Below are 14,108 nucleotides of genomic sequence, written 5' to 3'. Positions count from 1 at the left end.
CCAATAGAGCGCGGATACCCGATCGTTCGTTCGGGGGCTCGTAACGATGATAAGCAAGATTGCTCGGGGTCGAACCACGATAGCGCTACTTGCCGCGCCTATCCTGGTTGCAGCTGCCAGCGAAAACAACGTCGACGCGGCCGCTCAGGCCGCCATGGCCGCCACTAGCGCGCGAGGTTTGGCAATCGCCGTCATTGATCGTGGTCGGGTATCTAGGATGCGCGTCTATGGTGCGCGCAACGCGGCCGGCGATCCGCTCACCAGCGAGACCGTCATGTACGGCGCTTCACTGACCAAGGCAGTCGTAGGATATTTGACGGCGCAGCTTGCATCAGAGAAGCGGATCAGCCTCGACCAGCCGATCGCCGCGTTTCTGCCTCAGCCGCTACCCTCCTAAGGCAACCTAGATGCGTACGGAAATTGGGGGGATCTAAGCAACAACGAGCAATGGCGCGCGATCACGCCGCGCATGACGCTGACCCATTCGACCGGGTTCGCCAACTTCGCCTTCCTGGAGCCCGATAACCGGCTGCGTATCCATTTCGTACCGGGAACGCATTACGCTTATTCGGGCGAAGGCATGATGCTGCTCCAGTTCGGTCTGGAGCGTGGCAAGGGTCTCGATCTGGAGGAAGAACTGCGGCGTCGTTTCTTCGTGCCGCTCGGCATGACGCGCACTAGCCTGAGGTGGCAGGACCGGTTCGCTTCCGACCTAGCGGACGGTTGGGACGCGGAGGGCAGGCCCCGCCCTCATGACCAGCGCGGCCGCGTGCGGGCCGCTGGTTCGATGGACACGACTATTAGTGATTTAGCTAAGATGGCGGCCGCGATGGTACGGGGCTACGGCCTGCCCAAGAGAGCCCAGCAGGTGTTCTCCGAAGGAACGCTGCCAATCACCACCCGACAGCAGTTCCCGACGCTGTTGCCCGACGCAACCCCGTCGGAACGCCCCGCGGCTGCCGCAGCGCTCGGCGTGATTGCTTTCAAAGGTCCACAGGGACCCGGCTGGTACAAAGGCGGGCACGACGACATCACCGCCAACACGCTGGTCTGCATAAAGCGCGGCCAACGCTGCGTGCTGATCCTGTCTAACGACGTGCGCGCCGAGCGAGCGTTCCCGGCGTTAGTCCGGGCGGTGCTTGGCGAGACTGGCGTACCATATCGATGGGAGTACCCTGGCCTGCCAAAATACTGAATCATTGGCATTGAATAGCGCCGAGGACCCAGATGCGGCCATTCGCGCCGCTATTTGCGTTCCCAAATTCCGCCATTCGTTCATGTCGGCAAATGCCCGGTTTCGGGCATGCAAATTCGGCAGTTGAATGGTGCGACCTGGGGGAATCGCGCCGCGGCCATCCCTCTGTGTTGACATGTTCCGGCAGACAAAGCAGCAAAACGGCTCGGACACCGTTCCATAACCGGCACGCGCACCGCCGCCCCTGCCCGAAAAGGAAGATATGATGGCGGACTCCGCTGTGGCCGAGATCAGCTTCGGCCGTGTTGCGCCTGGCATCTGTGTCCGCGACATTCAGGCCGCGCAGGATTTTTATGCGCGCGTGCTGGGCTTCCGGAAGGTGTTTGAAAACGGCGATCCGGTCGGCTTCCTAGTAATGAAAAAGGATCGCGCCGAAGTCCATTTGGTCCAAAAGCCGGACCACCAAGCCTCAACTGTCAATGTCATGCATATGTTCGTCAGCGACGTGGCGGCGCTCTATGCCATCTGTGAGGTTGAAGGCGTGCGGATCATAAAGGGTCTTGCCAACAAGGCTTACGGACAACGTGCCTTCGTTTTCGCTGACCCGGATGGCAATCGGATCGATGTAGGCGAACGACGCACCTGACCCTCCTCACCGCCTAAGGGCCGCCTCCGGGCGGCTCTTACGAGGATCACGAGACTGGTATTGGGCGGCAGCCGCTCGGCCGCTTTGAGGCGAATGAGGCCCAGAAACGGTCGCTCAGCAGTCTCAGTGCCCCGCTCGAAAGCGGCCTCTTGTTCAGCTTGCTGACCAGTCCCGGATGGCGAAAAGCTGCACAGCCTTGTGGATGTGAATCCAGGCCCCGAAACGGCTGATCAGTGTGTCGCCTATGCGACGGGAACGGGGCTCGCATCCTTGACTTGGCGGATGACGACCAGCGTCTTGAAGCTGCGCACGCGATCGTCCGCGGCGAACAACTCGCGTACCAGTTCGTCGTAGCTCTCCATGTCGCGCGCCAGCATGCGGACGACGAAGTCGTGATCGCCGGTGACGTTCCAGGCCTCGATCACTTCGGGAATGTTCTTCAACATCCGCATCATCTCGTCGACCGTGCGCGCGTTCTCGCGTTCCATCGTGACCAACACGAGCATCGACACCGGCCAACCGAGGGTACGAGGGTGGACGACCGCCACCTCCCGGTTGATTGCGCCGGTTTCACGCAGGCGCCGTATGCGGCGATAGCAGGCCGGCGCCGACAGCCCGATCTCCTCCGCGAGGATGGGAATGGGAGTCCGCGCATCGAACTGCAGGTGTTCCAGCAGCTTTCGGTCGAACGCATCGAGGGCGATAGCCTTGCTCATCGTGAGCCATCTAGCCGATAAACTTTATCGGTTCAGCGCCAAATCGAACCACGCCGATCCCGCTTGGCCAGTACTTTCTCGGCAGTATCCCAATCCGAGAACAACCATGACCCTTGCCCTTCGCACACCGCATACGTCCTCGAACACCGACTATCGGGCGCTCGGCGCTCTCGTACTATCGCTCGTGTCCGTCACCTGTGGCGCGTCGTTCGCCAAGCGCCTGTTCCCGATCGTCGGTGCCGACGGCGCGACCGCGATCCGCCTGATCGTCGGTGCGCTGGTCCTGTCGGTCATCCTGCGGCCGTGGCGCCTGCGCCTCGACGCCGGCTGGCGGCCGCTGGTCGGCTACGGCGTCGTGCTAGGCGCGATGAACCTCAGCTTCTACAACGCGCTCACATACATCCCGCTCGGTGTCGCCATCGCGATTGAGTTCACTGGCCCACTCGCGGTCGCCGTTTTCACCTCGCGACGTCGGATCGACTTCGTCTGGATCGGCTTGGCCGTGGCCGGCCTGACACTGCTGCTTCCCCTATGGAGCGGTTCGGCTTCGCTGGACTGGCGCGGGATCGTGCTGGCGCTATTCGCCGGTGCGTGCTGGGCTCTGTACATTCTGATCGGCAAGCGCGCGAGCGAGGCGCACGGCCCGGCCGCGGCCGCCGGTGGCATGATCGTCGCAGCTCTGGTCGCGGCGCCGGTCGGCATCGCGGAAGCCGGTACCGCTTTGCTCCGTCCGGAGGTGCTCGCCCTAGGGCTCGTCGTCGGCATCCTGTCGAGCGCCATCCCCTATGGCATGGAGATGATCGCGCTCCGGCGGCTGCCGTCGAATACGTTCGGCACGCTGATGAGCGCCGAACCGGCGGTCGGTGCGCTGATGGGCCTGGCGCTGCTCGGCGAGGTGCTGAGCACCGGACAGTGGCTGGCGATCGGGCTGATCGTATGCTCCTCAATCGGCGCGGCGATGACCGCTCGTCGCGGCACCGTTCCGCTCCAGATCTGACCAGCGTTGCTGGCGGACAGCGGCGAGCCGGGCACCGGCTGACGCGACAGGACGACGGCTAACGTCGCAACCGCAGGTGGTGCCCGGCGTTCATCGGACAACGGAGATCACCGATGCTCGTCCTCGTATTTGCCCTTGCCGCCTCCAGCCCGCTCGATCGCTGCCTGAACGCAGGCGAGGCGGCGCAGGGCGTGACATCCGCGATGTCGGCCTGTTTCGTCGCAGACTACAAACGGGCAGATGCTCAACTGAACGCGACGTATACCAAGACAATGAGGCGCCTACCTGCTGCCAGTCGGGTCACCCTCCGAACGTCGCAACGAGCGTGGATTCGGGAGCGTGATGCGGCCTGTCCGCTTGACGATCGCGACGGTGCCGGCACGATCGAGACGTTGAACCATCCTGCCTGTTTGACGAAGCAGACCACCCGCCGGATCGGTTGGCTAATGCGCTATCGCTGACATCGTCGACGCTTCCCCGATGGCCAGGTCCGATGACCCAATCCCGGCCATTCACACGCTCGCTCCCGCTGCTCGAAACCTGCCGCTCGTTCATATGAGCGGACCGGCCGCTTGGGCGTGCCCAGCCAGCCGCTCGGAACGGCTCATTCTGGGGACTTTGCTGCCAGGCAGCTATCGGAAACTTCAACGCGGATAGCTGCCCTCGTCAAGCCGTCCACTGTCCCGAAAACGATCGAGTTTCAGGACTGGATCTATTGAGTGCCACCTTCCTCTGTCAAAGGTTTGAGCCCTATCAATCGCGCGATGTCGGCGGCCTGACGATCCGGGTCGGCGCTTAGGCTGTATCCGAAGGCTTGTTCGATCGGTCGCGCCCATCGCACTCGACAGGACTCATCTCCGGACCAAAAGCGTGTCGGGCAGCCTGCGAGTGGATAAGCGGGAATGCTGATCCGGTACAGGCCTACTCCGATGAGCGCACGCGTCCGTCCGTCGGGCCACGTCGCATTCAACTTGGGCGTATACCCTTCGAGCAAGCCGTGCTTAAACGGGTAGCTGCTGGAAGACACCGTTATCGTGCCTTCAGGCTCTTTAGAAACCAGTGCCGGCACGGGCTCATCGCCAGTCTGCGCCGGTCGCGTGAAAGCGATATAATCCATCGATCCGAATTCCCGACGGGAATAGACCGTGGTCACAGCATAGCGCCTTGCAAGGGCTCGGGCAGTGTCAGCCCCTTCGACGGTGATCGCCAGCCCGCCGGCACCGGGACCGAAGCCGGTCTGGCTCTTGCCAGCCACGCGCGCCCGCTCCCATTTGGCCTGCCCCCGCTCCTGCCAGTGCGGCAGAGGCGAAAGCGCTGCAACAGCGATGGGCACAGCCAGCCATGCTAGCGCAACACGACCGGAAACCGCCTCATAGCCGATTCCAATCGCAGTCACGTAGAGCAGCCCGCCTGGCACGTACTGAAGCCATTCCACGAACCATCGGACGAACGGCACGACCTGTATACCGAAGACCGCTGCGGCCATCGGAATGCCAAGCAGTGATTTTGGCCAGAAGTCTAAAACGCTAGTGCTGGGCAAAACACGATCTCCTCATCACGCCGGATCACCTCGCCTCATGACCCGGGCGATACCTTCCAGTGCGGCGGGAAAGCCGCGCGACATATACATGCCACCAAGCCATGAGTTGTGTTTGATGCGCAGGTGACCGTAACTTGGCGAACGGTCATAGCCTAGCCAAACGAGGACCAGACCCATGGACGATACGCCGGATCTCGTGATCGATCCTGATCCGATCACCGCCGATACCCTGTTCTCCGGTCCGGCACGGTCGGAGGCGCCGAGCGAGGCGCTCGCGTTCCGCGGGGACCGTGTCGATAAGGAGCCTGGTGCCGCCGACGAGGGCGCGATCGTCTCGGCCGAGACGGAACTGGGCGTGCGGCTGCCGGAAACGCTGCGGCGGATCTATGCCATGCGGAACGGCGGCTATGTCGGCCACCTCGTAGCACCGCGCGTCGCCGCACCCCGGCCGGTGTTCGAAGATTGGCGCGGCGCGTTCGCACCCGATTACTCGAGCCTTCGACGGATCCAGAAACTGGAAACGGTGGCAAGCAGCTATGCGGATCTGGATACTGACCCGGAGGATGTTCCGGCGGACGCCGCCCGGCTGGTGATCCTGCAAGCGCGCTACGGCGACATGACGCTGCTGGACTACACGACGTCTGACAGCGACCCGGCTGTGCTGATCGTCGATTATGATAGCGGGGATGATCCCGTCGACATGCGCTTTGCCGATTTCGATAACTTCCTGAAAGCATTGCGCCGCGATCGCTGGCGTGAAGAGTACGTCTACCCGTCGGGCAGACCGTTGGGCGAGACGCCTGAAGAGATATGGCCGAAGCTCTTTTGGGATAAGGAGGCGCCGCACTTCTATCGTAATGTCGCCGAGTGGCACAAAGGCGACCAGCTGCCGGCGCAACGTGCGGACGAGGCGATGCTCGCCGCGACGGAGCAGCGGTTGCGCGTGCAACTGCCGGAGTCGCTGCGTGCGGTGTTGGCGGCGCAGAACGGCGGGGGCGCGGCTGCCGCCTGGTTGGGAACGGGCGCGACCCGGCGTCGCGTGATCGGCCAGGTCGCGCCGATAGAGTTCTGGGTAAGCTTTGCCGAGCTTTGCGAGCGGGTCGTCTTCCCGCCCGCGGAGCGGCCGTGGGCAGAGGGGATCGAGGCGGCTGATCGATTGATCGTCATCGATGCCGCCGGCGATGGCGCACTGCTGCTCGACTACCGCAATGGAGGACAGCCCAATCTCGTCGTCGCCCAAGGCCTCGCGGCAGCGCAGGGCGTCCGACTGGAGGATCTCGGTCCATTTGCATCACTGTTGCCACAGCTGCGGCATCCGACGTGATGCGCGACGTGGCACCCACATGGACCACTAATAGTTCTCAATGTGGCCATCGTTATGCACGGCAGGAGAAGCCGCCGGCCGAAGCCTTAGATAATCTCGGCCTGACCGCCACCTGCCTGCCTGGAAGCTGACCTATCCAACGCAAGTCGCTCGATTGCTGTGTGGTTAAGCACCGTTCCATCCGCTCGGACAATCGAGCATCTAGCAGCAAAAGCCGGGGCACCTTCGTCAACGTAATCCACCAAGGCGCCAAGTTGACCTTCCGTGGGGCTTACTCCTCCCCGGCCGCCTGACACACGCAACTCGCACAGCTCTGCCCAATTAATATCCACCATAACCTATTGTCCGTCATGAAGCAGCAGTTGCCATAACGATTGACTGTGACGACCGAAAGATGTGCTCTTCCCGATTGAGAACGGTGATCGAAAAGGCCGGTGCGTCTCGCAAAGGATGGTCGGGTGAAAACGCGAAAGCCTTCTGGAAACCCTTTGTACGTGAAAATGGAAAGGCGCAGCACCAATCGGTATGAGGCAACCATGAGCTCAGCGCTGGCTTGGATGAGTGGTGGGCCAGGGCGCTACTGCCATAACGAGACCTAGAAACGCCGTGACCGACAAAGGAGAAGCAATATGGACGGCACCAGCATGTCACGGCGTCGGTTCCTCGATTTGGGGTTTGATGCCGCCGCTTTCACGCTCGCTACCGCTGCCGCCCCGACAGCCGTGTTTGCGCAGGCGAACGGCCATGGAAAGAGAAGCGCGACGGCGACCACTGGCAGCGCGGTGCATGGTTTGAGCGTGAGCGTGGGCGCGGGCGTGCGTTCCGAGACTTGGTTGAACGGCATCCTGCTCGCACGAACCGAGCCGGGCGAGATCGGCGCGCCGTCGCTCGCCATCCAGCACGACATGATGCCAGGAAGGAATCAGGCCGAAGTGCGGATCGGGCTCGCCGGCATGAATCTGGAACAGCCCCCCGCGCCGATCTCCGGCACATTGCCGGCCGCTGCCACAGCTCGACTTGTGCTGCAGATGGACGAACCGCACCGCGCCGACGATACTGTGGAGATCACCACCCGTGATGTCGATCAGATAGTCTGGCCTCCGGCGGATGAGGATGGCCCGGTTTCATTGCCGCATCGTCTTACATTGACGTTCGCGCCGCTGTCCCCAGTCGTGGCGCCGCCTTGGGCGCAAGCCACGCGCGACGTACCCGAGGGTACCGCCGAGGCAGTCTATGCCCGCATGGTTGAACTCGCCGGAATGCTGCGCAATGGCGACCTCGAGGCCTATGAGAATGCAGGCGCGGTACGCCGCGAGCATATGGCGCGCAGTTACCCGCTCGGTCCGAACGTGGAGGCCGCACGGGCGCACGATCTCCAGCAGATCAAGATGATGTACTCTGAACCGGGCTTCACTGTGACGCTCCTGCCTCGCAACAACGCGCGCTTCCGGACGATGGCGGGCGGTCGCCTGATGGATTGGACCAACGTTGCCGGTGAGGGAGCCCTGACCATCGCCAGCCGCGGTGTGCCGCCGAGCCCAGTCAACATGCAGTTCAGCCTGATCGGCGGAAAGTTGGTGATGACCCGCTGAGGCGCCGCGATCCCGGTACGGCATCCTTGCTAGGATTCCTCGCGTTCTCCGCATACGCTAACCGGATCACGGCAGGCGGGCTCGCCAGCTCGCCTCGATCTTACTAACGGAGTAGGAGGTATAGTCAGCCGTCAGGTTGCACGTAGTGCCTGTCTGGATGCGCGAGAGGCGAAGTTTCCACCCGTCGTAATCGACCTTGCCGTTGCTGAGGTATTCAGGGTCGCCGGGCATGTCGGCGACCGGCACAGGACCGAACTCGGCTTCATTGCGCTTGACGATAAACGTGAAGGCGGAGCGACATGCGCGATCTTGCGCCACGAGCCTCGTGCGCAGCATCACCGAGACGACGCGACCAACGTGCGTTCCGACCTGGATCCGCGTGTTTGTGTCGAGCCGGCCGACGTAAACATCTTCCCAGGGCGTCATCACGGCCATTCGGTCCAACCTGTTGTTCGCCATGTCGTTGAGCGGGTGATCCGCAGATGTGGGTAGAAACACCACATCACGCGCAATGCTGTTCAAAGCTCGTTTGGCGTCCGCCTGGGTCATTCCCAAGCGGACTGGACCGTAGCCGCCAAGCCGCGGGGATATCGGCAATGCCTGCCCCGTCATGGCGTCTGGGCTCCCCACAGCCAACAGCGCCTGGCCGCCAGAGCAGAGAAGAAGCGCCGCGCCCGCCAAAAAAACCGCTTGTTTCATGGTTCGCCCTTACTCGTCCTGCTTCTGACGCCTGCCCAAATTCAGCCCGAACAGGAGCGACGCTACATACGCCCATGACAGGATGCCGAGAACAATAATGACAATCGATCCGCTTCGACCGATCCTGCCGAACAACGCGAAGAACAGCCAGACTACGTAGGTCACGATTGTCCAGACACCCGCGAGGATCGCCAGTCCTACGATCAGGGCAAGCACACGAACCGCCATCGGAGCCTGCATTTACACGTCCCCAGAGCCAAGTGCGTTTACGGTGGCGGTATGCATGACCTCGCGACGCCTACCAAGCCTGATACAACAGGCCGGCCATGATCTTCGGCATCAGCGATACAGCGATTGCAGTGATCTACGATCATGAGTCGTCGCGATTCTGGTTCGATCGCTGCTCTCGCACGATGCCAGCATCATTCGGTGCTCAAGTAGTGATCGGAGCTGCTGACGCTTCCCACAAACGAAGGTGTGGCGGGGCAGCCAAGGCACGATCGGTCTCCCGATGCTTCCGGGTAGGGCATTTTCCCAAAACTCGTTCCCGATTGCGTTTTCCCAAAACGGTTCGTCGGACATGGAGAAACGGGACTGATGCGAGTTGGTGGAACGGCCGGTTTCGGGATGCCCAGCCGATCTACCGAACGGCCGGGAATGGGTCGCAACCCGACTGGCAGCTTCGCGGCCGGGCAGACCCCACAAGCAGCCATAAAGTACGACGGCGCCGCTTCCCCGAAGCGGACCTTCGTTCAGGTCGGCGCACAGGTGTCGATTGCCGCCGCCCCGCGACGTCACTTGGCAGCCAATCCTCGCGGCGGTAACTGCCGCAAACGACACTATCGAAAGCCTGAGGCTCACAAGTATGTTGATCACCGTACGCGACAACAATGTTGATCAGGCGCTGCGCGCTTTGAAGAAGAAGCTGCAGCGAGAGGGAGTGTATCGCGAGATGAAGCTCCGTCGTCATTATGAAAAACCATCGGAGAAGCGGGCGCGCGAACATGCGGCCGCCGTCAGCCGTGCTCGCAAGGCCGATCGCAAGCGTCAGGAACGCGACCGGTGATCACCCCCGCATCATAGCAGCAGGATCGGAACGCTCGTTATGGTGATCGGCACCCGCGTCGACGAGACTGGCATATTGTTGCGCGATGGTGGCGCCTTTTACCTGCGTCGAGACGCAGGAGGACGCTACCAGCTCGAACTGCAGCGTACGCCTGTGGATCTGGTGGAGAAGCGGGTAAGACTTGTCGGTACAATCGTCGGCGCCGATCTGGTCAGTGCTGACGGGGTCGCGCCAGCATAACGCATTCCCACATTAGCTCGTCCTCATCTGCGCACTTGGTAATCTGCTGACAGCGGATTGACCCACATTCGGCCACCGGGAAGCCATTCCCCAAAACCACCTGCGGACACCTGTCCAGATTGCTTGGAGGCGTTCCCAGCTATTCAAAGCGACCTCTTCTAGAGCTGAGCTATTGCGTCGCAGTCCGGAGCCTCCAGAATCCTCTAGCTTGGAAGCGGTCCAGACGTACGATAGCTTTCGATCAGGGAATCAAAGACGGCCACGTCAGACCTGCTTCGGGCCAAGATCTGGGCGCCAGCAACCGCACCGTAGATCGCGCAGGCTCTAGCATCCATGCTGTCGGGATCACCGAGTCCTGTGGCGACGAGTTGACGACTTAGCCATGCGACGTTGACGTCGGCGAAGGCCTGCACCTCCTTCAGCACCGGCGCGGGGAGCTCGTCATGCTCCGCCGCCATGAAGCTGCTCAGGCACATCCGGTTGTCGCGCTCCAGCGATGCTCGAAAGATGCTCGGATATTGCCGCAGCGCCTCGGCAGGTGACTTGGCCTTCGCCGAAATCACCTCGAGATCACGGGCGATGTCTTCCCAATAGCGACGTGCAACCGCCTCGCCGAGCAGCGCCTTGTTGGCGAAGTAATAGTTGATGCTGGCCGCCTTGATGCCGACCGTCGCCGCCAGATCGCGGAAGTTGATGCCGCCATAGCCGCGAGCCATCGCCGCCTCGCGCGCAGCCAACAGGATCGCTTCCCGCGCATTTTCCTTGGTCGTCGCCATCGTCGAGCCTCCACCTGTCATATGGCAGACAGGGGTTGACATCGCAAGCTCCTGAACCCAAATGATTACCTGTCATCTGGCAGGCAGGTGGCTGACGCGACGAAAGCGAGACATCCGATGGTCGACAAGCTGACGCTCTTCACCTCTCCCTCAGCCTTCCCCAATCCACAGCGCCTGCGCATCTTCATGCACGAGAAGGGCATTGCCGATCGCTTCGCCGAGACGGTGTACGACATGTCGCCGGTCGGCGAGCAGCGCGGGTGGCGGCACCTGAAGATGAACCCCTGGGGCGAGACGCCGACGCTGGCGCTGGCCGACGGCTCGTTCCTGAGCGAAACGTCCGCCATCGCACGCTACCTCGACGACAGCTTCGAGGGTCGCAAGATCATGGGCGAGACGGCGCACGAGCGTGGCCTCGACCAGATGTGGGACAACCGGGTCTGGGTGCACATCCTCTACCCGATCGTCACCGCCTTCCACGTCCTGCACCAGGGTCTCGGTCCCAAGCTCGAGCTGACGCACAACCCTGCCTGGGGCGAGCATTCGCGCAAGGTGGCGCTGGCGCATGCCGCCTTGGTGGACCGGCATCTCTCGGACGGGCACTCGTGGCTGCTTGGTGGACACGAGCCGACCTTCTCGGACATCACGCTGGCGACCGCGATCGCCTTCTCAAAGTTCCCGGTTAACGCCACCCCGCTGGATGAGCGCTTCGAGAATATCGACGCCTTCTGGCGGCGCTGGCAAACCCGGCCGGCCTTCCTGGCCGCTTATGCCGATGGTCAGAGCGGTGTTCCAGAACTCGACGCTCGCATCTGAGCTGACGACCGGGCGACTGCGGGTCGCCGGAGAGTCATGCCCTCCAGCGACCTGCGTTGCGCTCGCTGCTGTCCGGCGTTCCATCACGCCGGGCCACGACGTCACGCGGGCAGAAGACCTGCCTCTCGGTATGCATCGACAAGGCAATCGAACAAAGCGATGTCGGAGCGGCTTCTGGCCATGAGCTGCGCGCCTGCAATCGACGCGAAAATCGCACGTGCTTTTGCCTCCGCCGCCACGGTCGAGCTGGAGATCTTCGCGGACACAAGCATACGGCTGAGCCAGGCAGTGTTGACGTCGGTGAAGGCGTGGACTTCCTTCATGACGGCCTCTGGCAGATCGTCATGCTCCGCCGACATGAAGCTGCCGAGGCATAGCCGGTTCTCGCTTTCGAGCGAACGACGAAACACCTCCGGGTATCGCCGCAACGAGGCCTTCGGGTCTTCCTCCTCGGCCTGGATTGCCGCGAGGTTGGCTGCGGCATCCTCCCAATAGCGCTTGGCGACAGCGGCTCCCAAGTCGGCCTTGCTGGCGAAATGATGGTAGATGCTCGCCGGCTTGATGCCGACGCGGTCGGCCAGTTCCCGAAAGTTCATGCCGCTATAGCCATGCGCCTGCGCGATCCCCCGGGCTTGCGTGAGGATCACTTCCTTCACGTTCGTCGCCGCCATCATCTCCACTCCATGCTAGTCTAACGATCGTTAGTTAGCCGTTGACGTGCCGATTGTGAAGACATAGAGGTCGCAGTCTAACGAACGTTAGGTAGAAGACCATTATGAACGATGACATCATCTTTTCCGACGCAACCCGACTTGCCGAGCTGATCCGCACAAAGGCGGTGTCTCCCGTGGACGTGGTGCGGCAGCACCTCGACCGGATCGAGGCCGCGAACCCGACGATCAATGCCATCGTGACGATTGCCGATGGTGCCATTGCCGCAGCAAAGGCAGCAGAGAAGGCGGTGCTGGCGGGTGCTGACATCGGTCCGCTGCATGGCGTGCCGTTTACCGTGAAGGACTCGATCGACACGGCGGGCGTGCTGACGCAGCGCGGTTCGCCGATCTTCAAGGGCCGGCTCCCCGATGCCGACGCGACCAGCGTCGCACGCATGAAGGCCGCCGGTGGGATCTTGCTTGGCAAGACCAACCTGCCCGAGTTCTCCTACTGGATCGAGAGCGACAACCTGCTCTCCGGCCGGTCGAACAATCCGTGGGACGTGACCCGCACGCCGGGCGGCTCTAGCGGTGGTGAATCCGCCGCCATCGCCGCTGGGATGTCGCCGATCGGGCTCGGCACCGATCTCGCGATCTCCGTTCGCGGTCCAGCGGCACAGACTGGCATTACCTCGATGAAGGCGACGCATGGCCGGGTGCCGATGACCGGCATCTGGCCGCGTGCACCCCGTCGCTTCTGGCATGTCGGCCCGATGGCGCGGTCCGTACATGACATCGCGCTCGCCTTCGCGCAGCTTGCAGGTCCCGATGGACACGACGCCTTCGCGACCAGCACCTTGCAGTTCGACGCCGGTATCAGGCGCCAGCCTGATCGCCCGCTGCGCGTCGGCTGGATGGTCGGCCCGGGCTTCGGCCCGGTCGACCCCGAAGTGGCTGCTACGGTGAAGGCCGCGGCAGAGGCGCTGAAGGATCTCGGCGTCCAAGTCGAGCAGGTCGGCATCCCGGCGCTGGAGCGCGACTTCGCGCTGGACGTCTTCAACCGACTGCACGTCATGGAGATGAAGCCCGCTTTTCGGGAGGCGACCGCCGGTAACGAAGACCAGATGTACAAGATGGCCAAGACAATGCTGTCGCTGCCCGACACGTCGATAGCGGATTTCATCGACGCCGAGCAGGCCGCCGAGCGCATCCGCGACGGCTATGCGAAATACTTCCGCGATTTCGACGCGCTCATCACGCATGTTCTGCCGATCCCCGCACACAAGCACGGCGTCGACGAGTTCGTCATCGACGGGCAGACCGTCGACGCCACCTACCTTCAGGGCGCAACCGTGCCTCTCAACGTCACAGGCCTGCCTGGGATTTCGATGCGGTTTGGTACGAGCAAGGACGGCTTGCCCATCAATGTGCAGATCGTCGGCAGCTGGCTTGCCGAGTCCACTATCCTGCACGTCGCCTCGCTCCTGGAGAACGTCAGCCCAGTGCGATATCTATATCCTCACTTGTGACGGTAAAGCGCCCCCGGTGAGCTTTACCGGGGACGCTACCCCGCTCCCGCCGTCTGCTATTTGACCGGCGTCGCATCTTGCTTAAGCATGAAACTCTTGAGCGTGTTTCCGCCGATGGGCCAGCGTCGAGCGATACGGCGAGGCCAGCCGACAGGCTGTTTTCAGCGTGACGACCCACAACCCGTCGTTCGCCCCGCAGTTTGCAACCACCCAGCTTCGGACGTTCGTTCATGTCCAGCGACGACAGCTTTCGGCAACCGTAAATTGCCATTCGAACGACCGCCATCGGGTGGAAAACGGTCATAAAGTTACAAATCGT

15 protein-coding genes and 1 pseudogene are annotated in these 14,108 nt (G+C 62.4%); 10 read left to right on the top strand and 6 right to left on the bottom strand.

The window, feature by feature from the left end:
* The first annotated feature begins 154 nt into the window (after window positions 1-154).
* Window positions 155-1,195, top strand: a pseudogene (locus tag NF699_14155) (beta-lactamase family protein).
* A 265-nt stretch (window positions 1,196-1,460) separates the two neighbouring features.
* Window positions 1,461-1,841, top strand: coding sequence for a glyoxalase superfamily protein (locus NF699_14150; protein ID USU04180.1), 381 nt, complete (start codon window positions 1,461-1,463; stop codon window positions 1,839-1,841).
* Window positions 1,842-2,083: 242 nt separating this feature from the next.
* Here NF699_14150 and NF699_14145 read toward each other — a convergent pair whose 3' ends face one another.
* Window positions 2,084-2,557, bottom strand: coding sequence for an Lrp/AsnC family transcriptional regulator (locus tag NF699_14145; GenBank protein ID USU04179.1), 474 nt, complete (start codon window positions 2,555-2,557; stop codon window positions 2,084-2,086).
* A gap of 106 nt (window positions 2,558-2,663) precedes the next feature.
* On the opposite strand from NF699_14145, the gene NF699_14140 reads away from it, so the two are divergent.
* Window positions 2,664-3,554, top strand: a complete 891-nt coding sequence (locus NF699_14140; GenBank protein USU04178.1) for an EamA family transporter — start codon at window positions 2,664-2,666, stop codon at window positions 3,552-3,554.
* 113 nt (window positions 3,555-3,667) lie between these two features.
* Entirely contained in the window at window positions 3,668-4,015 is a 348-nt protein-coding gene (locus NF699_14135; GenBank protein USU04177.1) for a lysozyme inhibitor LprI family protein, read from the top strand.
* 251 nt (window positions 4,016-4,266) lie between these two features.
* Here NF699_14135 and NF699_14130 read toward each other — a convergent pair whose 3' ends face one another.
* A complete protein-coding gene (locus NF699_14130; GenBank protein USU04176.1) occupies window positions 4,267-5,094 on the bottom strand; it encodes a hypothetical protein in 828 nt (275 codons plus the stop codon).
* A gap of 175 nt (window positions 5,095-5,269) precedes the next feature.
* Here NF699_14130 and NF699_14125 point away from each other — a divergent pair, with 175 nt between their 5' ends.
* Window positions 5,270-6,418, top strand: coding sequence for an SMI1/KNR4 family protein (locus tag NF699_14125; GenBank protein USU04175.1), 1,149 nt, complete (start codon window positions 5,270-5,272; stop codon window positions 6,416-6,418).
* Window positions 6,419-7,047: 629 nt separating this feature from the next.
* On the top strand, window positions 7,048-8,010 hold the full coding sequence (locus NF699_14120) for a hypothetical protein (GenBank protein ID USU04174.1): 963 nt from the start codon (window positions 7,048-7,050) through the stop codon (window positions 8,008-8,010).
* Between the two features lie 66 nt (window positions 8,011-8,076).
* On the opposite strand, the gene NF699_14115 is transcribed toward NF699_14120, so the two are convergent.
* Both NF699_14115 and NF699_14110 read right to left on the bottom strand, forming a co-directional pair.
* Window positions 8,077-8,709 carry a hypothetical protein gene (locus NF699_14115; GenBank protein ID USU04173.1) on the bottom strand — a complete coding sequence of 211 codons (633 nt, stop codon included), beginning with the start codon at window positions 8,707-8,709 and terminating at the stop codon, window positions 8,077-8,079.
* A gap of 9 nt (window positions 8,710-8,718) precedes the next feature.
* Window positions 8,719-8,949: a hypothetical protein gene (locus NF699_14110; GenBank protein USU04172.1), complete on the bottom strand. Its 231-nt coding sequence runs from the start codon at window positions 8,947-8,949 to the stop codon at window positions 8,719-8,721.
* A gap of 625 nt (window positions 8,950-9,574) precedes the next feature.
* Here NF699_14110 and rpsU point away from each other — a divergent pair.
* Together rpsU and NF699_14100 are read left to right on the top strand one after the other, a co-directional pair.
* Window positions 9,575-9,775: a 30S ribosomal protein S21 gene (gene rpsU / locus NF699_14105; protein USU07103.1), complete on the top strand. Its 201-nt coding sequence runs from the start codon at window positions 9,575-9,577 to the stop codon at window positions 9,773-9,775.
* A 39-nt stretch (window positions 9,776-9,814) separates the two neighbouring features.
* Window positions 9,815-10,015, top strand: a complete 201-nt coding sequence (locus NF699_14100) for a DUF5818 domain-containing protein (protein ID USU04171.1) — start codon at window positions 9,815-9,817, stop codon at window positions 10,013-10,015.
* Between the two features lie 203 nt (window positions 10,016-10,218).
* Here NF699_14100 and NF699_14095 read toward each other — a convergent pair whose 3' ends face one another.
* The gene (locus NF699_14095; GenBank protein ID USU04170.1) at window positions 10,219-10,791 is read right to left on the bottom strand and encodes a TetR/AcrR family transcriptional regulator; all 573 of its coding nucleotides are present in this window, start codon (window positions 10,789-10,791) and stop codon (window positions 10,219-10,221) included.
* Between the two features lie 117 nt (window positions 10,792-10,908).
* Between NF699_14095 and NF699_14090 the strand changes: the two genes are divergently transcribed.
* On the top strand, window positions 10,909-11,607 hold the full coding sequence (locus tag NF699_14090) for a glutathione S-transferase N-terminal domain-containing protein (GenBank protein USU04169.1): 699 nt from the start codon (window positions 10,909-10,911) through the stop codon (window positions 11,605-11,607).
* A gap of 101 nt (window positions 11,608-11,708) precedes the next feature.
* Here NF699_14090 and NF699_14085 read toward each other — a convergent pair whose 3' ends face one another.
* Window positions 11,709-12,278 carry a TetR/AcrR family transcriptional regulator gene (locus NF699_14085; protein USU04168.1) on the bottom strand — a complete coding sequence of 190 codons (570 nt, stop codon included), beginning with the start codon at window positions 12,276-12,278 and terminating at the stop codon, window positions 11,709-11,711.
* Between the two features lie 104 nt (window positions 12,279-12,382).
* Between NF699_14085 and NF699_14080 the strand changes: the two genes are divergently transcribed.
* Window positions 12,383-13,789: an amidase gene (locus NF699_14080; GenBank protein USU04167.1), complete on the top strand. Its 1,407-nt coding sequence runs from the start codon at window positions 12,383-12,385 to the stop codon at window positions 13,787-13,789.
* Window positions 13,790-14,108 lie beyond the last annotated feature (319 nt).

Source organism: Sphingomonadaceae bacterium OTU29LAMAA1 (assembly GCA_024072375.1).
Lineage (GTDB): Bacteria > Pseudomonadota > Alphaproteobacteria > Sphingomonadales > Sphingomonadaceae > Sphingomonas.
This window is presented reverse-complemented; position numbering and strand designations above follow the sequence as displayed.